21 protein-coding genes and 1 tRNA gene are annotated in these 18,339 nt (G+C 60.1%); 11 read left to right on the top strand and 11 right to left on the bottom strand.

Going from position 1 to position 18,339, the window contains the following annotated elements:
- Positions 1 to 63 precede the first annotated feature (63 nt).
- The 4 genes from infA to trxB all read right to left on the bottom strand — a co-directional run bounded on the left by infA (position 64) and on the right by trxB (position 2,818).
- Positions 64 to 282 carry a translation initiation factor IF-1 gene (gene infA / locus NA647_RS09380; RefSeq protein WP_002553999.1) on the bottom strand — a complete coding sequence of 73 codons (219 nt, stop codon included), beginning with the start codon at positions 280 to 282 and terminating at the stop codon, positions 64 to 66.
- 98 nt (positions 283 to 380) lie between these two features.
- Positions 381 to 1,088 carry an arginyltransferase gene (locus NA647_RS09375; protein WP_256057438.1) on the bottom strand — a complete coding sequence of 236 codons (708 nt, stop codon included), beginning with the start codon at positions 1,086 to 1,088 and terminating at the stop codon, positions 381 to 383.
- Positions 1,089 to 1,140: 52 nt separating this feature from the next.
- Positions 1,141 to 1,821 (bottom strand): leucyl/phenylalanyl-tRNA--protein transferase, encoded by a 681-nt coding sequence (gene aat, locus NA647_RS09370; RefSeq protein WP_256057437.1) that lies wholly within the window; start codon positions 1,819 to 1,821, stop codon positions 1,141 to 1,143.
- A gap of 49 nt (positions 1,822 to 1,870) precedes the next feature.
- Positions 1,871 to 2,818, bottom strand: coding sequence for a thioredoxin-disulfide reductase (trxB, locus tag NA647_RS09365; RefSeq protein ID WP_256057436.1), 948 nt, complete (start codon positions 2,816 to 2,818; stop codon positions 1,871 to 1,873).
- A gap of 212 nt (positions 2,819 to 3,030) precedes the next feature.
- On the opposite strand from trxB, the gene ftsK reads away from it, so the two are divergent.
- The 6 genes from ftsK (at position 3,031) to cysG (ending at position 10,684) form a co-directional block, all read left to right on the top strand.
- Positions 3,031 to 5,433 carry a DNA translocase FtsK gene (gene ftsK / locus NA647_RS09360; RefSeq protein ID WP_256057435.1) on the top strand — a complete coding sequence of 801 codons (2,403 nt, stop codon included), beginning with the start codon at positions 3,031 to 3,033 and terminating at the stop codon, positions 5,431 to 5,433.
- A gap of 16 nt (positions 5,434 to 5,449) precedes the next feature.
- The gene (gene lolA / locus NA647_RS09355) at positions 5,450 to 6,076 is read left to right on the top strand and encodes an outer membrane lipoprotein chaperone LolA (protein WP_256057434.1); all 627 of its coding nucleotides are present in this window, start codon (positions 5,450 to 5,452) and stop codon (positions 6,074 to 6,076) included.
- Positions 6,077 to 6,091: 15 nt separating this feature from the next.
- Positions 6,092 to 7,417 carry a replication-associated recombination protein A gene (locus NA647_RS09350; protein WP_256057433.1) on the top strand — a complete coding sequence of 442 codons (1,326 nt, stop codon included), beginning with the start codon at positions 6,092 to 6,094 and terminating at the stop codon, positions 7,415 to 7,417.
- The gene (gene crcB / locus NA647_RS09345) at positions 7,414 to 7,788 is read left to right on the top strand and encodes a fluoride efflux transporter CrcB (protein ID WP_256057432.1); all 375 of its coding nucleotides are present in this window, start codon (positions 7,414 to 7,416) and stop codon (positions 7,786 to 7,788) included. Before NA647_RS09350 ends, crcB begins: the two co-directional genes overlap by 4 nt.
- 72 nt (positions 7,789 to 7,860) lie before the next feature.
- A complete protein-coding gene (serS, locus tag NA647_RS09340) occupies positions 7,861 to 9,141 on the top strand; it encodes a serine--tRNA ligase (RefSeq protein WP_256057431.1) in 1,281 nt (426 codons plus the stop codon).
- Between the two features lie 148 nt (positions 9,142 to 9,289).
- Entirely contained in the window at positions 9,290 to 10,684 is a 1,395-nt protein-coding gene (cysG, locus tag NA647_RS09335; RefSeq protein WP_256057430.1) for a siroheme synthase CysG, read from the top strand.
- A 1-nt stretch (position 10,685) separates the two neighbouring features.
- Here cysG and NA647_RS09330 read toward each other — a convergent pair whose 3' ends face one another.
- The 7 genes from NA647_RS09330 to NA647_RS09300 form a co-directional block, all read right to left on the bottom strand.
- Positions 10,686 to 11,684, bottom strand: coding sequence for a glutathione S-transferase family protein (locus tag NA647_RS09330; RefSeq protein ID WP_256057429.1), 999 nt, complete (start codon positions 11,682 to 11,684; stop codon positions 10,686 to 10,688).
- An 85-nt stretch (positions 11,685 to 11,769) separates the two neighbouring features.
- Positions 11,770 to 12,750 carry a glycosyl transferase family protein gene (locus tag NA647_RS09325; protein ID WP_256057428.1) on the bottom strand — a complete coding sequence of 327 codons (981 nt, stop codon included), beginning with the start codon at positions 12,748 to 12,750 and terminating at the stop codon, positions 11,770 to 11,772.
- Positions 12,747 to 13,082 (bottom strand): TusE/DsrC/DsvC family sulfur relay protein, encoded by a 336-nt coding sequence (locus NA647_RS09320; RefSeq protein ID WP_256057427.1) that lies wholly within the window; start codon positions 13,080 to 13,082, stop codon positions 12,747 to 12,749. Before NA647_RS09320 ends, NA647_RS09325 begins: the two co-directional genes overlap by 4 nt.
- Positions 13,079 to 13,381, bottom strand: a complete 303-nt coding sequence (gene tusB / locus NA647_RS09315; RefSeq protein WP_256049411.1) for a sulfurtransferase complex subunit TusB — start codon at positions 13,379 to 13,381, stop codon at positions 13,079 to 13,081. The genes NA647_RS09320 and tusB overlap by 4 nt, the downstream gene beginning before the upstream one ends.
- Positions 13,381 to 13,740, bottom strand: coding sequence for a sulfurtransferase complex subunit TusC (gene tusC / locus NA647_RS09310; protein ID WP_256057426.1), 360 nt, complete (start codon positions 13,738 to 13,740; stop codon positions 13,381 to 13,383). Before tusC ends, tusB begins: the two co-directional genes overlap by 1 nt.
- Entirely contained in the window at positions 13,740 to 14,132 is a 393-nt protein-coding gene (tusD, locus tag NA647_RS09305; RefSeq protein ID WP_256049409.1) for a sulfurtransferase complex subunit TusD, read from the bottom strand. Before tusD ends, tusC begins: the two co-directional genes overlap by 1 nt.
- Positions 14,133 to 14,218: 86 nt before the next feature.
- Positions 14,219 to 14,887: a Bax inhibitor-1/YccA family protein gene (locus tag NA647_RS09300; RefSeq protein ID WP_125863907.1), complete on the bottom strand. Its 669-nt coding sequence runs from the start codon at positions 14,885 to 14,887 to the stop codon at positions 14,219 to 14,221.
- A gap of 128 nt (positions 14,888 to 15,015) precedes the next feature.
- Between NA647_RS09300 and NA647_RS09295 the strand changes: the two genes are divergently transcribed.
- The 5 genes from NA647_RS09295 to NA647_RS09275 all read left to right on the top strand — a co-directional run bounded on the left by NA647_RS09295 (position 15,016) and on the right by NA647_RS09275 (position 18,191).
- Positions 15,016 to 15,105: transfer RNA gene (locus NA647_RS09295), tRNA-Ser, on the top strand.
- Between the two features lie 240 nt (positions 15,106 to 15,345).
- Positions 15,346 to 15,591, top strand: coding sequence for a CrfX protein (locus tag NA647_RS09290; RefSeq protein ID WP_256049407.1), 246 nt, complete (start codon positions 15,346 to 15,348; stop codon positions 15,589 to 15,591).
- 2 nt (positions 15,592 to 15,593) lie between these two features.
- Entirely contained in the window at positions 15,594 to 16,424 is an 831-nt protein-coding gene (locus tag NA647_RS09285) for a mechanosensitive ion channel family protein (protein ID WP_256049406.1), read from the top strand.
- 83 nt (positions 16,425 to 16,507) lie between these two features.
- On the top strand, positions 16,508 to 17,098 hold the full coding sequence (sigX, locus tag NA647_RS09280; protein WP_256057425.1) for an RNA polymerase sigma factor SigX: 591 nt from the start codon (positions 16,508 to 16,510) through the stop codon (positions 17,096 to 17,098).
- A 100-nt stretch (positions 17,099 to 17,198) separates the two neighbouring features.
- The gene (locus tag NA647_RS09275; protein WP_256057424.1) at positions 17,199 to 18,191 is read left to right on the top strand and encodes an OmpA family protein; all 993 of its coding nucleotides are present in this window, start codon (positions 17,199 to 17,201) and stop codon (positions 18,189 to 18,191) included.
- Positions 18,192 to 18,339: the final 148 nt, after the last annotated feature.

The raw sequence follows: 18,339 nt of genomic DNA, 5'->3' as shown, positions 1-18,339 counted from the left end.
CAGGTTGTGGCGCGCACAAACAAAAAAGCCCGGTCATAACCGGGCATTCTTTCTCGCGTACCGTTAGCGGGCGCGGTAGGTGATGCGACCTTTGCTCAAATCATACGGTGTCAGTTCTACGCGAACCTTGTCACCAGTAAGAATTCGGATGTAGTTCTTGCGCATCTTTCCAGAAATATGCGCAGTAACGACGTGCCCATTTTCCAACTCCACACGAAACATGGTGTTGGGCAGGGTGTCGACGACAGTACCTTCCATTTCGAAGCTGTCTTCTTTCGACATTCAGTAAAGCCCTCGGTGTCCAATGATTGACCCGGCGCAAGCATGCGCGGGTAAAAGCGGCAAGCATTGTGCCTGAAAGGGCTCCGAGAGCCAAGGGCTCAGCTCAGAGTAATCCAGCGCTGATTGACCAGCAGCTCGATTGGGCGGTACTCAGTTTTGTAATTCATCTTGCGACAGTTCTTGATCCAATAGCCCAAATAGATAGCCTTCAGGCCTAGGCGAGCTGCTTCGCTGACCTGCCAGAGAATGGCGAAGCGTCCCAGGCTGCGGCGCTCCTCGTTAGGGTCGTAAAAGGTGTAAACCGCAGATAGGCCGTTCGGCAGCACATCGGTCACTGCCAGGGCCAGCAAGCGGCCTTCCAAGCGGAACTCGTAAAAGCGTGAGAAGGGAAGATCGCGCACCAGAAAGGTATGGAACTGGTCCCTGCTTGGGGGGTACATATCGCCGTCAGCATGGCGCTGCTCGATGTAACTTGCATAAAGCGAATAATATTCTTCGGTGAACGAGGGGCGAACGTCCATCACGGACAGGTCAGCGTTGCGTTTAAGGATTCGTTTCTGCTGACGATTGAGTTGCAGCCCATCGGCTGGTATCCGTGCGGGGATGCAGGCGGTGCAGCGTTGGCAGTGTGGACGATAGAGATGATCGCCGCTGCGGCGGAAGCCCATTTCGGACAGTTCCGCGTACACCTGTACGTCCATCGGCTGGCTGGGGTCGAGGAAGAGCGTCGTGGCCTGCTCGTCGGGCAGGTAGCTGCACGCGTGAGGCTGGGTTGCGTAGAACTTGAGACGAGCCAGTGAAGTCATGGTCAGCTCTCGAAAATCTTGAACTCAGTGTAGGTCAGCTTGGCTTAGTCGACTAGGGCTCCCATCGGGCTGAACTAGGTTCGTCCAGGTACTTGGCAAGCGTCTCGGCGAAGGCCTCGCGGGATATGGATCGCGCGCCGAAACTGGCCAGATGTTGCGTCGGCATCTGGCAGTCAATCATTTTGAAACCCCAGTTCTGAAGGCGTTCCACTAATGTCACGAATCCGATTTTGGACGCATCGGTCGTCCGACTGAACATTGATTCACCGAAGAATAGTCGACCCATGGCGAGGCCATAGAGCCCGCCGACCAATTGTTCGTCCTGCCAGACTTCAACTGAATGGGCGACGCCGAGTTGATGCAGTTCCATATAGGCGCTCTGCATCGGTGTCGTAATCCACGTGCCGTCGGCGTAGCTTCGGGGGGCGGCGCAGCCCTCGATCACGCCGCGAAACGCGCGATCGAAAGTGACGCTGAATGTATCCTGACGTAGTTTCTTGCGCAGGCTGCGCGAGACATGCAGATCTTCAGGGAAAAGAACCGTGCGTGGGTCGGGTGACCACCACAGCACTGGCTGTCCGTCCTGATACCACGGGAAACAACCATGTCGGTAGGCGGCGAGCAGGCGCTCCGCAGACAGATCGCCTCCGGCGGCAAGCAGTCCGTTGGGTTCGCGCAAAGCGTTTTGTAGCGGGGGAAACGACAAGTCGTCGCGCTGCAGCCAGGTCAGCATATCGAAGCGTCACGAAGGGGCGGGTACACCTGTATCCGCCCGGTTATGGTCACTGATCCAGGTACTTTTCGGCATCGAGCGCGGCCATGCAGCCGGCACCGGCGGAGGTGATGGCCTGACGATACACATGATCGGCCACATCGCCTGCTGCGAAGACGCCGGGAATGGTCGTGCAGGTGGCGTCGCCCTCGCTACCGCCCTTGATCTTGAGGTAGCCGTCCTTCATTTCCAGTTGGCCCTGGAATAGATCGGTGTTGGGCTTGTGGCCGATGGCGATGAACACGCCCGCGAGTTCGAGCTTCTGCTCTTCGCCGGATAGAGTGTTCTTCAGGCGCACGCCAGTAACGCCACTGGCATCGCCCAGCACTTCTTCCAACGTGTGGTTCCAGTGCAAGCGGATATTACCGTTGGCGGCTTTCTCCATGATCTTATCCTGCAGGATCTTCTCGGAGCGCAGCTTGTCGCGGCGATGGATCAGGTGTACTTCCTTGGCGATGTTCGACAGGTAGAGTGCCTCCTCGACAGCCGTGTTGCCGCCGCCGATCACGGCCACCACCTGGTTGCGATAGAAGAAGCCGTCACAGGTGGCGCAAGCCGATACGCCGCGTCCGGCGAATGCCTCTTCCGAGGGCAGGCCGAGATATTGGGCCGAAGCGCCTGTCGCAATGATCAGCGCATCGCAGCTATAGGTGGCGCTGTCGCCTTTAAGGATGAAGGGACGCTGTTGTAGCTCGGCCGTGTGAATATGGTCGAACACCACTTCGGTATCGAAGCGCTCTGCGTGTTTCTGCATCCGCTCCATCAACGCAGGGCCGGTGAGTCCTTCGACGTCGCCCGGCCAGTTGTCTACTTCGGTAGTGGTGGTGAGTTGGCCGCCGGGTTGAATACCAGTGATCATCACCGGCTTCAGGTTGGCACGGGCGGCGTATACCGCGGCGGTATAGCCGGCCGGGCCGGAGCCGAGAATGATCAGACGTGAATGCTTGACTTCATTCATAAAAAGCCCTCATAAGCCTTTGTCGCAAATAGAGAAGCGTGCTCCAGTCGAGCCGCGCTGAAAAGCTGGGCGTTTATGCTACACCGAAGCATCTGGAAAAGCCCAAGTGGTGCGGAACCGGAATGCCATCGAATCGACAAAGCCGTACAATGTCGCGGTTCAGGCTGACCACGGTTCATCGAACGCGCCGCAGGCGCAGGAAATAAAGCGTTTTGAAGAATACCTCTCCTACCGCGCCGGCTTCCGTCTGGCGACAGCAATTGCATTACCGTCTCAAAGAGGGTGCGTTGATCGCGCTCGGTGCGTTGTGTGCTTACCTTTGGATGGCTCTGCTGACCTACGATCCGTCCGATCCCGGCTGGACGCATACCAGCAATGTCCAGCAGGTTCAGAATGCGGCCGGTCGCGCCGGCGCCTGGTTCGCCGACGTGCTGTTCATGGCGCTTGGCTATTTCGCGTTCCTGTTTCCCTTGTTACTGGGCATCAAGACCTGGCAGGTATTTCGTGCGCGCCATCAGCCATGGAGCTGGAACGGCTGGTTATTTTCATGGCGGCTGATCGGACTCGTCTTTCTTATTCTGTCCGGCTCGGCGCTGGCCTACATCCATTTCCAGTTCGCCAACAGTCTGCCTGCGTCGGCGGGCGGCGCATTGGGTGAGAGCCTGGGGCAGCTTGCCGAGGCTACGCTTAACGTGCAGGGCAGCACCTTGCTGTTACTGGCGTTCTTCTTGTTCGGTCTTACGGTATTTACCGATCTGTCCTGGTTCAAGGTGATGGATCTGACCGGCAAGATTACGCTCGACTTGATCGAGCTGATTCAGAGCCTTTTTAGCCGCTGGTGGTCTGCGCGCAACGAGCGCAAGCAGATCGTTGCGCAACTGCGCGAAGCCGATGATGTAGTCAACGAAGTGGCCGGTTCGCTACCCGATCGTCGCGAGCGCGCCAAGGTGAAGGAGCGTTTGCTGGAACGTGAGGAGTCGCTGAGCAAGCACATGAGCGAGCGGGAAAAGCGTCCGGCTCCGGTGATTCCGCCTCCCACGCCACCGAAGCCGGTTGAGCAGAGCAAGCGCGTGCTGAAGGAGAAACAATCCAATCTCTTCGTCGATCCGCTGATCGAGGGCAGCCTGCCACCGATTTCCCTGCTCGATGCCGCCGAGAAGCAGCAGAAGCAGTATTCCCCTGAGTCACTGGAAGCCATGTCCCGGCTGCTGGAGATCAAACTGAAGGAGTTCGGCGTCGAGGTCATCGTCGAGTCCGTGCATCCGGGCCCGGTGATTACCCGCTTCGAGATCCAGCCAGCCGCCGGGGTCAAGGTCAGCCGTATTTCCAATCTGGCCAAGGACCTGGCGCGCTCGCTGGCGGTGATCAGTGTTCGCGTGGTCGAGGTGATTCCCGGCAAGACCACCGTTGGCATCGAGATTCCCAACGAGGATCGGCAGATCGTTCGCTTCTCCGAAGTGCTGTCGTCAGCGCCTTATGACGACGCGAAGTCGCCGGTGACCATTGCCCTGGGCCACGATATCGGCGGCAAGCCGGTGATCGCCGACTTGGCCAAGATGCCGCACCTGCTGGTGGCGGGCACGACCGGTTCGGGTAAGTCGGTGGGCGTCAACGCTATGATTCTCTCGATCCTGTTCAAGTCCGGGCCGGAAGATGCGCGGCTGATCATGATCGATCCCAAGATGCTGGAATTGTCCATCTACGAAGGTATTCCGCACCTGCTTTGCCCGGTTGTGACCGACATGAAGGAAGCGGCCAACGCGCTGCGCTGGAGCGTCGCCGAGATGGAGCGTCGCTATAAGCTGATGGCGGCCATGGGCGTGCGCAACCTGGCAGGCTTCAACCGCAAGGTAAAGGAAGCGGAGGAGGCCGGCACGCCGCTGACCGACCCGCTATACCGCCGCGAGAGCATGGAAGACGAAGCGCCGCTACTGAAAAAACTGCCGACCATCGTGGTGGTGGTGGACGAATTTGCCGACATGATGATGATCGTCGGCAAGAAGGTCGAAGAACTGATCGCGCGTATCGCGCAGAAGGCGCGAGCGGCTGGTATCCATCTGATTCTTGCCACACAGCGGCCGTCAGTGGACGTGATCACCGGTCTGATCAAGGCCAACATCCCAACCCGTATGGCATTCCAGGTCTCCAGCAAGATTGACTCGCGGACCATTCTTGACCAGGGCGGCGCCGAGCAGCTCCTGGGGCACGGTGACATGCTCTATCTGCCGCCTGGCACCGGTCTGCCGATTCGCGTACATGGCGCCTTCGTGTCCGACGATGAAGTGCACCGCGTGGTCGAAGCCTGGAAGGCGCGTGGCGCGCCCGATTACATCGAGGAGATTCTGGTCGGTGCCGAAGAATCGGGTAGCGGCTTCGATGGTGGTGGCGAGAGCGGCAGTGGCGAAGGCAGCGAGGAAGATCCGCTGTACGACGAGGCCGTGCGCTTCGTTACTGAAAGCCGCCGCGCGTCGATCTCCGCGGTGCAGCGCAAGCTGAAGATCGGCTACAACCGCGCCGCCCGGATGATCGAAGCCATGGAAGTGGCCGGCGTCGTGACCTCCATGAACACCAACGGCTCGCGCGAAGTGCTCGCGCCGCCACCTATGCGCGACTGAGTCGCACCGAGGAGTTATGCAATTGATTCGTTTGCTGTTCGCCTCCGCTCTGCTGTTCGCTCTGGTTCCGGCCCAGGCCGATCAGGCCGCCTCCGTCCAGCGACTCACCGGCCTGCTGCAGAAGGCCGAGACCCTGACGGGTCGCTTTTCGCAGTTGTCCCTCGACGGCACCGGCACCCAACTGCAGGAAACATCCGGCGAAATGGCACTGAAGCGGCCTGGCCAGTTCCGCTGGAAAACCGACGAGCCGATGGCGCAATTGCTGGTTTCCAATGGCAAGAAGGTCTGGCTGTACGACCCGGATCTGGAGCAGGTCACCATTCAGACCCTGGATCAGCGCCTGACCCATACGCCGGCGCTGCTGCTGTCTGGAGACGTTTCGGCCATCAGCGAGAACTTCCAGGTCTCGCACAAGGAAGCCGGCGAGGTCGTCGATTTCACGCTCGAGCCGAAAGCCAAGGACACGCTATTCGATAACCTTCGCCTGTCATTTCGCAATGGCGTGATCAACGACATGCAGATGGTCGACGGTGTCGGGCAGCGCACCAACATCCTCTTCCATGGCGTCAAGCTGAACGAGTCGCTCAAGGCGGACCTGTTCACCTTCGAGATTCCCGAAGGCACCGATGTCATATCCGAGTGAGTCGTAGAGCCGTCGATGGATCTGTTCAGCCGCGCCCCCGTCGCCCAACCGTTAGCCGCACGCCTGCGTGCTGCCAGCCTCGATGAATACGTCGGGCAGGAACATTTGCTGGCGCGCGGCAAGCCGCTGCGCGAGGCGCTGGAGCAGGGCGCGCTGCACTCGATGATCTTCTGGGGCCCGCCGGGCGTGGGCAAGACCACGCTGGCGCAACTGCTGGCCAAGGTGTCCGACGCGCATTTCGAAACCGTCTCGGCGGTTCTGGCCGGGGTAAAGGAGATCCGCCAGGCGGTCGAGATCGCCAAGCAGCAGGCGGCCCAGTACGGTCGCCGCACGATTCTCTTCGTCGATGAAGTACATCGCTTCAACAAATCCCAGCAGGACGCGTTTCTGCCTTATGTCGAGGACGGCACGCTGATTTTCATCGGTGCGACCACCGAGAACCCGTCCTTCGAACTGAACAACGCCTTGCTGTCCCGCGCGCGGGTCTATGTGCTGAAAAGCCTCGACGAAGCCTCCTTGCGCAAGCTGGTCGAGCGCGCGCTGAGCGAATCGAAAGGCCTGGGTGACCTGCATCTGCGCCTGCCCGAAGAGAGTTTCCAGATGCTGGTGGCCGCAGCTGATGGCGATGGCCGCCGATTGCTGAACCTGCTGGAGAACGCCTCGGACCTGGCCGAAGAGGGCGGCGAGATCAGCGTCGAGCTGTTGCAGGATCTGCTGGGCGACAGTCGCCGGCGTTTCGACAAGGGTGGCGAAGCCTTCTACGACCAGATTTCCGCGCTGCACAAGTCGGTACGTGGCTCCAACCCGGATGCGGCGCTGTACTGGTTCGCGCGGATGCTCGACGGTGGTTGCGATCCGCTCTATATCGCGCGACGCGTGGTACGCATGGCCAGCGAGGAAATCGGCAACGCCGATCCGCGGGCGGTCGGGCTGTGTCTTTCCGCCTGGGACGTCCAGGAACGCCTGGGCAGCCCCGAGGGCGAGTTAGCGGTTGCGCAGGCGATCGTCTATCTCGCCTGCGCGCCGAAAAGCAACGCGGTCTACACGGCCTTCAAGGCCGCCAAGCGCGACGTGGCGGAAAACGGCTCGCAGGAGGTCCCGCTGCACCTGCGCAATGCGCCGACCCGCCTGATGAAGGAACTGGGTTACGGAAACGAATACCGCTACGCCCATGACGAGCCGGATGCCTACGCGGCCGGCGAGGACTACTTTCCCGAGGCGATGGAGCCGCGCCAGTACTATCATCCGGTGCCGCGAGGACTGGAGAGCAAGATTCGCGACAAGCTGGAACATCTGGCCCGGCTCGATCGCGAAAGCCCACGGCAACGGAGAAAGACATGATCCGCCTGATGCTGGCCGTCGCCGCGGGCGGGGTGATCGGTACGCTGCTGCGCTTTGCCCTGTCGACCTGGGTATCGACGCACTGGCCGCGACATTTCTATCTGGCGACGCTTGCGGTCAACCTGCTGGGCTGCCTGCTGATCGGCTACCTGTACGCGCTGTTTCTCATGCGCCCGGACGTGTCGCCGGAACTGCGCGGTGGCTTGATCCTCGGCTTTCTAGGGGCGTTCACCACTTTTTCCAGTTTCTCTCTCGACGGCTTGCGGATGCTCGAGAGCGGCCAGCTTGCCACGGCCTTCGGCTACATCGGCCTGAGTGTGCTCGGCGGCTTGCTGGCGACCTGGGCAGGCCTGGCCCTCGGCAGGTTATGAAGCTGGCCGCTATCGCAGTAAACTCCGCTTCCTCTTCGCCTTTCCTCAAAGCTTTCACAGACGAGACTCACCATGCTTGATTCGAAACTGCTACGCACACAGCTGCAAGACGTTGCCGATCGCCTGGCTACCCGCGGTTATCAGCTGGACGTGGCGCGTATCGAGGCGCTGGAAGCACAGCGCAAGACCGTGCAGACCCGCACCGAGCAGCTGCAGGCCGAGCGCAACGCTCGCTCCAAATCCATCGGCCAGGCCAAGCAGCGCGGCGAAGACATCGCGCCGCTGCTCGCCGACGTCGACCGCATGGCTTCCGAGCTGGACGCCGGCAAGCAGGAGCTCGAAGGCATCCAGGCCGAACTGGACCAGTTGATGCTGACGCTGCCGAACCTGCCGCACGAGTCGGTGCCGGTGGGCAAGGACGAGGACGAGAACGTCGAGGTACGTCGCTGGGGCACGCCGAAAAGCTTCGATTTTCCCGTCCAGGATCACGTCGCGCTCGGCGAGCAACACGGCTGGCTGGATTTCGAGACCGCCGCCAAGCTCTCCGGTGCGCGCTTCGCCCTGATGCGCGGGCCGATCGCCCGCCTGCACCGTGCGCTGGCGCAGTTCATGATCGACCTGCACTCCCGCGAGCATGGCTACGAGGAGGCCTACACGCCTTATCTGGTCCAGGCGCCGGCGCTGCAGGGCACCGGCCAGCTACCCAAGTTCGAGGAAGATCTGTTCAAGATCACCCGCGAAGGCGAGGCCGATTTCTATCTGATTCCGACGGCGGAAGTGTCGCTGACCAACATCGTCGCTGGCGAGATTCTCGATGCCAAGCAGCTGCCCCTGAAGTTCGTCGCCCATACGCCGTGCTTTCGCAGCGAAGCCGGTGCGTCCGGCCGCGATACGCGCGGGATGATCCGCCAGCATCAGTTCGACAAGGTCGAAATGGTGCAGATCGTCGAGCCGGGCCAGTCCTTCGAGGCGCTGGAAAGCCTGACGGCGAACGCCGAGAAAGTGCTGCAGCTGCTGGAACTGCCTTATCGGGTGCTGGCGTTGTGCACCGGCGACATGGGCTTCGGGGCGACCAAGACTTACGACCTGGAAGTCTGGGTGCCGAGCCAGGACAAGTACCGCGAGATTTCTTCCTGTTCCAACTGCGGCGACTTCCAGGCACGCCGTATGCAAGCACGTTACCGGAATCCGGAAACCGGCAAGCCCGAACTGGTGCATACGCTCAACGGTTCCGGCCTCGCGGTGGGTCGTACCCTGGTGGCAGTGCTGGAAAACTACCAGCAGGCGGACGGCAGCGTGCGTGTGCCGGAGGTGCTGAAGCCGTACATGGCCGGTATCGAAGTGATCGGCTGAAAGGGTTCTGGAGCGTTTCCGGTGCGGTAAATTGCCCCGTCAGGTGCCGCTTCAGGGCTCGATCCGGACTCCTTGATTCCCGACAAGGGCCACCATCGGCGTAACGGCTGAGATGGCCCTTACCTTTCATGGACACCAGGACTCGCTGATGGATTTCTTGCCGCTGTTCCACAACCTCAAGGGCCGCTTGGTGCTGATCGTCGGCGGCGGCGATATCGCACTGCGCAAGGCGCGGCTGTTATCCGAAGCGGGCGCGGTGTTGCGTGTGGTGGCGCCCCAGATCGAGGCACAGCTGGCCAAATTGTTGCAACAGAGCGGCGGGCATTCCTTCAAGCGTGGTTATGCGAGCGACGATCTCGCTGGCTGCGTCCTGGCGGTAGCCGCCACCGATGACGAGCCGCTCAACGCGCAGGTGTCACGGGATGCAAAGGCACTCGGCATTCCGGTGAATGTGGTGGACTCCCCCGAACTGTGCACGGTGATTTTCCCGGCCATCGTCGACCGCTCGCCACTGATGATTGCTGTCTCCAGTAGCGGCGACGCACCGGTGCTGGCGCGCCTGGTTCGCGCACGGATCGAAACCTGGATTCCCTCGGCATACGGACAGCTGGCCGGGTTGGCGAAGAAATTCCGTGCCCAGGTCAAGGCGTCGTTGCCAGACGTGCAGCAGCGTCGGGTGTTCTGGGAGGATGTTTTTCAGGGAGCCATCGCCGAGCGCGCGCTCGCCGGGCAGGAGCAGGAGGCCGAGCGGTTACTGCAGGCCAAACTGTCAGGCGCCGCCCCGCGAAGCCTGGGCGAGGTCTATCTGGTTGGCGCCGGCCCTGGCGATCCCGATCTGCTCACTTTTCGCGCTCTGCGCCTGATGCAACAGGCGGACGTGGTGCTCTACGACAGGCTGGTGGCACCCGCGATTCTCGACATGTGCCGGCGTGATGCCGATCGAATCTACGTGGGCAAGCAGCGCGCCGATCATGCTGTCCCGCAGGAGCAGATCAACCAGCAGCTGGTAACGCTGGCCAGACAGGGCAAGCGGGTGCTGCGATTGAAGGGCGGAGATCCCTTCATCTTCGGTCGTGGTGGGGAAGAGATCGAGGAACTGGCGGCCAACGGCATTCCCTTCCAGGTGGTGCCGGGCATCACCGCTGCCAGTGGTTGTGCCGCCTATTCCGGTATACCGCTGACCCATCGCGATTACGCGCAATCGGTCCGTTTCGCCACCGGGCATCTCAAGGACGGCAGTTGCGATCTGCCCTGGGCCGACCTAGTCGCGCCAAGCCAGACCCTGGTGTTCTACATGGGCCTGGTCGGCTTGCCGGTGATCTGCCAGCAACTGATCGCCCATGGCCGTGGCGCTGACACGCCAGCGGCGCTGATCCAGCAGGGCACCACCAGCAAGCAGCGGGTATTTACCGGAACGCTGGCCGATCTGCCCGAGCTTGTCGCGAGCCAGCAGGTGCAGGCACCGACCTTGGTCATCGTCGGTGAGGTCGTGACGCTTCGCGACAAGCTGGCGTGGTTCGAGGGAATGGCCGAGCGGGGGTAATTCAACGCGACCAGATGCCCTTACCGGGCAGTCGCGCACGATCATGCGCGCGGTCCAGCGCCAACTGCGGCCCCTTCGGAACGATGCCGTTGGCGTTGATGTGGCGATGGCTTGCGTAGTAATGGCTCTTGATGTGGGTGAAATCGACGGTTTCGGCGATGCCAGGCCATTGATAGAGTTCGCGCAGCCAGTTCGACAGGTTCGGGTAATCCTCGATCCGCCGCAGGTTGCACTTGAAGTGGCCGTGATAGACGACGTCGAAGCGGATGACGGTGGTGAAGAGCCGCCAGTCAGCTTCAGTGAGAAATTCGCCGGTCAGGTAGCGTCGCTCCGCCAGGCGCTGTTCCAGCCAGTCCAGTTCGCTGAAGAGTTCGTCGAAAGCCGCTTCGTAGGCTTTCTGCGTGGTGGCGAATCCGGCACGGTAGACGCCGTTGTTGACCCTGGGGTAGATCCGCGCGTTGAGGTCGTCGATTTCCGCGCGCAGTGGTTCGGGGCAAAGATCCAGCTTCGAGCCGGTCAATCCGTCGAAGGCACTGTTGAAGATGCGGATCAGCTCGGATGATTCGTTGTTGACGACGCGCTGCTGCTGGCGATCCCAGAGCACCGGTACCGTCACGCGGCCGGTGTAGTTGTCATCATCGATGGTGTAGCGCTGGTGGAGGTACTGCAGCCCATCGAGCGCATCACCGCTAGAACCGGTGCTCTTGTCGAAGGTCCAGCCATGCTCGGCCATCAGCCAACTGACTACAGATACGTCGATCAGCGGCTCGAGCTGCTTGAGCTTGCGGTAGATCAGTGTGCGGTGGGCCCAGGGACAGGCGAGCGAAACATAGAGGTGATAGCGCCCGGCTTCGGCCTTGACCGCCGGCCGACCATCGGGACCGGGCGAGCCGTCCGCGGTCACCCAGTCGCGACGTTGCGCCTGTTCGCGCTGGAATTCGCCGTCATCGCTGTTTTCGTACCACCTATCCTGCCACTGACCATCGACCAGAAGTCCCATGACTGCCTCCTCGTTATGAACGTTAGGGGCACTCTAGGGGACAAGGTTCGATGGATGGGGCCTAATGACGGGACAAATCCATCGTTCAGTTCGATGAATTCCGGTGCTGCCAATACTGCCTTGCCAGCGCGAATGCCTGTTCCCGTGATTGGCCCAGGCCGCGCAGGGCCAGCGCCATGGTCGCCACGACGGCCAGCTCACCATAGGCGTCCTCGGCGCCGTCCCATACGGCCAGCAGATGCTGCGGGTCCAGTTGTGCGGGCTTTACGTGACGCTGTGGCGACAGGGCAGGCCAGTCCTCATCCCAGCTGGCGCCGGTTTCGGTGCCGTATAGATGAGCGATGCCGTCGGGGTTGACTTCGATTTCCCCGCCTTCGCCCTTGATGACGATCGCGGTGTCGCCCAGCAGGCGGCTGGCTTCGCGGTGATTGGCCTGGTAGCCAGGGTGGAAGATGCTCTGCAGGCCGCAGCGGGCGCCGAGTGGGTTGAGAATGCGCGCCAGCGAGTGAATCGGCGAGCGCAGTCCGAGCACGTTGCGCTGTTCGATCATTCGCTGCAGCAGAGGCATCCAGGCACGCAACGGCATGAAGGCCACCTCGCCGCGATCCAGCGTGGCGGCGACCGTTTCCCAGTCTTCGCAGCGGGCCATGCCGAGCAGGTCGAGCAATTGCTCGGTATACATGCGCCCCGCGGTGTGGGCGCCGCCGCCATGCATCAGGATGCGAACGCCATTCTGTGCCAGGCATTTCGCGGCAAGCAGGTACCAGGGCAGGTGGCGTTTCTTGCCGGCATAGGTCGGCCAGTCGATGTCCACGGCAAGGGTGGGCGCCTGGATGCGTTCGCGAACGGCTTCGGTGAAACCGGCGAGTTCTTCGGCGCTTTCCTCCTTGTGACGCAGCAGCATCAGGAAGGCACCGAGCTGGGTGTCCTCGACCTTGCCGTCGAGCAGCATACCCATGGCTTCGCGGGCTTCCTCGCGGGTCAGATCGCGTGCGCCGCGCTTGCCCTTGCCGAGAATCCGCACGAAGACGGCGAAGGGGTGTTCTGCTGGCGTGACGATGCTCATATGCAGTTGCTCGGTTTCGGCAGGCCAGCCAGCTTGGCGGCGAGCTTGGCCGGCGTGCCTTTGAATAGACGGTTGAGGTGCATGCTGTTGCCCTTGTCGGGGCCGAGTTTCAAGGCGGTGTATTTGATCAGCGGGCGCGTTGCGGGTGACAGCTGGAACTCATCATGAAAAGCACGTAGCAGACGCAGGATTTCCCAGTGCTCGTCTTCTAACTTCAGGTCTTCCAGCAGGGCGAGGGCCTCGGCCACCGGCTCGCTCCAGTCGTTCAGGTCAGCCAGATAGCCTTCCTGGTCGATTTCGATGGGTCGGCCGTCGACGATCAAGGTGTTCATAACCAGGCATTGGTCCGGTCATAGCGACAGCAGAGCTCGACGAAGCCGGCATAGTCGATCGCTTGCAATCGTTCGGGTAGCGCCGCCAGGCCGCGCGCGACGACATCTTCCTCCAGGGCGAACAGCGCGATGCTGCCAGGCATCGAGTCCAGGGCTTGTCGCTGGGCCGCGCCGGCCTGCAGCGCATAAACGGCATCGCCACTGAGCAGCAAGGCATCCTCCGCGGCCAGCAGTTGTAGGCAGCTGGCCAGGCGGTTGTCGGCGAAAGGGGAGTGCGAAAGCAGGTGCAAGGTGGCCATTAGAGCGTTATCACCTGGTCGTAGCGGTTGATGAGGGCGCGCAGGGCGGCGTCGTCCAGGACTTCTACCGGTAGCGACAACGCGTTCTGGTCCAGGCCGCGTTCCTGGAGGCTGCGCTGGGCTGCGTACAGCGAGTCGACGCCAAACATGGGCAATGCCTGCAGGTTGGCAGTGAGATCTTTCTGCTGCAGTTGCGCTGATTGCTGCGCCTGCACCAGCTGGAACGCGCCATCATCGAGAAACAGCATGCCCAGGGGTAGCTCGAAGGCGCCTCCGGCCAGCGCGATATCCAGCGCTTCGCGCGCCGATGGGCCGGACCAGGGCGATTGTCGAGTAATGATCAGCATGGAGCGCGCCATCAGTGGCCTCCGAAGCAGACGAGGCGGTCGGCTTGTTGCGCCGCTTCGTGCAGCTGGCCCAGGCCGGAAAGCTCCCAAGCGGGTGAGAGATTGGCAGCGGGCCGCATATGGCGTTTGGCTTCCTGTGCGTCAAGCACGCCACGGCGCAGGCCGGCGGCGATGCAGACGACGCCGTCGAGCGCATGGCTACGAACAAAACACTCCCATTCACCGACCAGGTCGAGCTCATCCTGTGCGGTCACGATATTGGCCGACGCACTGTGCACGCCGTCTTGATAGAGAAACAACCGGGTGATTTCGTGCCCACCGGCAAGCACGGCCTCGGCGAAGCGCAATGCGCGCCGCGAAGCGGGGGAGTGAGCTGGTGAAAACAGAGCGATAACGAATTTCATGGCGCACCTTGCTAGCTGAGCGACATGATACGCCAGCTGCAGAAACGAAAAAGCCCGCCGAAGCGGGCTCGTTCACTGACTAGCGATCAGTCGTCGCCGCCCATGATACCCATCAGCTGCAGCAGGCTGATGAACAGGTTGTACAGCGAAACGTACAGACCGATGGTGGCCATGATGTAGTTGCGCTCGCCGCCATGGATGATGGCGCTGGTCTGGTAGAGGATGCAGACCGAGGAGAACAATACGAAGCCGGCGCTGATCGCCAGTTGCAAGCCGCTGATCTGGAAGAAGAAGCTTGCGACCATCGCGCCCAGCAGGACGAAGAAGCCGGCGGTGATGAAACCGCTGAGGAAACTCATGTCTTTGCGGGTTATCAGCACGAAGGCGGACAGACCGAAGAACACCAGCGCCGTCATCGATAGCGCCGAGGCGATCAGCTCACCCCCGTTGGCGGTACCCAGATACATGTTGAGAATCGGGCCGAGCGTATAACCCATGAACCCGGTCAGCGCGAAAGTTGAAAGCAGACCCCAGGCTGAATTGCGCAGCTTCGCTGTGAGGAAGAACAGGCCGTAGAAGCCGATCAACACCACGAAGATGTTCGGGTAGGCCGCATTGGCCTGCATGGCCATGTAGGCGACTAGGCCACTGAAGCCGAGGGTCAAAGCCAGAAGGCTATAAGTGTTGCGCAAGACGCGGCTGACTTCCCGTTGTTCAACCTGCGTGTGCGTAGATGCGTACTGTTGCTTGAGCATTGCGACACTCCTGTAGATGTCTTCAGCCTGAGGCGAATTGACTCGGATCATAGCAGAGCTTTTGTTGCAGCCTAACAACAGAGTTTGACAGTGTGTTTCGTTCCGGTACTATTGCGCCCGCTCTCTGCGGAGGAGTGGCAGAGCGGTTGAATGCAACGGTCTTGAAAACCGTCGAAGGGGAAACTCTTCCGTGAGTTCGAATCTCACCTCCTCCGCCATATCTAACGTGAAGGCCCCATTTCTGGGGCCTTCAGCGTTTCTGGGAAGACGAAACACCTGTGTGAGTGCTCCATCTTCTTCCCATGCGCGACAGAGCATCAGGCTATGCGTCCTCACCGGCTTTTTGACATTGGTGCGGTAGGAATTCCGAATGTCCATATGGGGTTGCGGCGGGATGCGCGACAAATGTGACCCGCCATAGCGATATGCCGTCTAGATCGGACTGTAGAGAGGTAACCATGCGCGATCCTTTTGAAGAATCCTTGCGTGACATGCTTAACGCTCAGACCGCACATGATGACGACGCTTGTCTGGATCGCGTGTTGAAAACCGCCAACCGCCAGGTTGGCGCCGGCGACCTGTTCGGTCTGATGGGCCATTGTCTGCAGGCCGTGCTGATTGCTTTCAGCAGCGGTGCACCACACGCCTCGACTGTCGCGCGTCGCCGTTCTTCGTCTCATTCTTCTTTCGATAGGGCTGACTGATCATGGAACTCGATCCCTGGAGCCAGAGCTTGCTGGGTGCGATGAGCGCGCTTTGGGCTCCTATTGCTGCATTCATACCGCGTTTGTTTGGTGCGTTATTGGTCGTAGCTGTCGGTTTTGTGGTTGCCAAGTTGTTGGACACCTTGCTATCCAAGGTTCTGGCGAAAGTGGGTGTGGATCGACTCGTTGCTGGCACCGGAGTAACCAAGTTGCTCGGGCGTGCCGGGATACGCCTGCCGATATCGGCCCTGATCGGAAAGATTGTTTATTGGTTCGTGCTGTTGATATTCCTGGTGTCGGCTGCCGAATCTCTGGGCCTCGCTCGTGTTTCCGCGACACTCGATATGCTCGCGCTGTACGTCCCGAAGGTCTTCGGCGCAGGAGTGATCCTCCTTGTCGGTGTGCTACTGGCCCAGTTGGTCAATGGCCTGGTTCGTGGCGCTGCAGAGGGTGTTGGTCTCGAGTATGCCAGCGGTCTCGCGCGGATCGCTCAGGGACTGGTGATCATCATCATCATTTCGGTCGCAATTGGTCAGCTTGAAGTCAAAACCGAGCTGCTCAATTATGTAATCGCGATTGCTCTGATCTCCGTTGGTTTGGCTGCCGCGCTGGCGCTGGGTCTCGGTAGCCGTGAGCTGGTCAGCCAGATCCTTGCCGGCATTTATGTACGCGAACTCTACGAAGTCGGCCAGCGGGTGCGTCTTGAAGGGTCGCAGCTTGAAGGCGAAATAGAAGAAATCGGCACAGCCAAGACATTACTGCTCACCGATGAAGGTGAGTTGGTCTCGGTCGCAAATAGAGTGCTGCTAGAACAGCGCGTAAGCAGCCGTTAGGCCCGGTAATCTGGTAAAGTGCGCCGCCCCTTTTCGATGTCTACCGTGAACGGCGGCCACGACTTTTGCCGGTTCGAAGCGTCTTGACTAAAACCCACCCATCTACCACGAGCTACGATCCGCGCCAGCTTTCCGATGAAGAGCTGGTGCAGCGTGCCCATGCGGAACTGTTCCATATAACGCGCGCCTACGAAGAGCTGATGCGGCGCTATCAACGCACGCTGTTCAATGTATGTGCTCGTTACTTGGGAAACGACCGAGACGCGGATGATGTTTGTCAGGAAGTAATGCTCAAGGTTTTGTACGGCTTGAAGAACTTCGAGGGCAAGTCAAAGTTCAAGACCTGGCTATATAGCATTACCTATAACGAGTGCATTACGCAGTATCGAAAAGAGAGGCGCAAGCGGCGCTTACTTGATGCGCTAAGCCTCGATCCGGTCGAAGAGGCGTCTGAGGAAAAGGCGCCGAATATCGAGGAAAAGGCGGGGCTAGACAAGTGGCTGGTTCATGTGAACCAAATTGATCGGGAGATTCTGGTTCTGCGCTTCGTGGCGGAACTCGAGTTTCAAGAGATCGCCGACATCATGCATATGGGTTTAAGCGCAACGAAGATGCGTTACAAGCGCGCATTGGATAAACTGCGCGAAAAATTTTCGGGAATTGCTGAAACTTAACGGCAACAGGCTGTCTTAGTGAGTAGCGAACAGCTTGGGCCTAGAGACAGCCGGTTTCCTTAGATTGTTCTGATACTCACCACCAGATGGGGATTTACGGATGAAACTTAAAAACACCTTGGGCGTTGTAATTAGCTCTATGGTCGCAGCCACTTCTCTTAGCGCGTTTGCCCAAGGGCAGGGTGCAGTAGAGGTAGAAGCATTCGGCAAACATTATTTTACCGATAGCTCGCGCGACGTTCAGCGTGACGGCGAGCTGTACGGAGCAGGTGTCAGCTACTTCCTGACCGACGATGTTTCGCTTGGCCTGTCCTATGGTGAATACCATGACCTGACGTCCAAGGATCCTGTGGGTGCGGGCGGTCACAAGAACATCAAGGGTAGCCTGACTTCTCTCGATGCTGCTTACCACTTCGGCCAGCCGGGTGTCGGCCTGCGTCCTTACGTTTCGGCAGGCGCCGCGCATCAGAGCATCGGCCAAGCCAACCGTGGCGGTCGTGATCGCAGCACTTTCGCCAATATCGGTACCGGTGTTAAGTACTACTTCACTGAAAACTTCTTTGCCAAGGCAAGCGTAGATGGGATGTACAACATCGATGCTGACGAAGGTGAGTGGATGGCCGGCGTAGGTGTTGGTCTGAACTTTGGTGGCGGTGCGCAGCAACAGGTTGCCCAAGTCGAGCCTACTCCTGAGCCCGCACCGGCTCCGATCGTCGACAACGAGCCAGAGCCGGAACCAGAGCTGGTTCGCGTTGAGCTCGACGTCAAGTTCGATTTTGACCGGGCCCGTGTGCGCGAAGAAAGCTACAGCGATATCAAGAACCTGGCTGACTTCATGCAGCAGTACCCGCAGACCAGCACGACCGTTGAAGGTCACACTGACTCCGTCGGTACCGATCAGTACAACCAGCGTCTGTCCGAGCGTCGTGCTCAGGCTGTTCGCGAGGTCCTGGTCAATCAATACGGTGTAGAGAGCCAGCGTGTTGACTCGGTTGGTTATGGTGAGACTCGTCCGGTTGCCGATAACAGCACCGAAGAAGGTCGTCAGATCAACCGCCGTGTAGAAGCCGAAGTCGAAGCACAGGTTCGTTAATTCGTAGCTGATTTCGAAGAAACCCGGTAGTACCGAAAGGCCGTTCACTCTAGTGGAACGGCCTTTTCGGTTTTGTCAGACGGGTATTTGCTCATCACCGTCCTTTGGTCCTGAGCCTTGAGCGGTGATTCAAGCAGCACGCTGGCTT

The sequence above is a fragment of the Stutzerimonas stutzeri genome, from assembly GCF_024448985.1.
GTDB classification, from domain to species: Bacteria; Pseudomonadota; Gammaproteobacteria; order Pseudomonadales; family Pseudomonadaceae; genus Stutzerimonas; species Stutzerimonas stutzeri_AP.
This window is presented reverse-complemented; position numbering and strand designations above follow the sequence as displayed.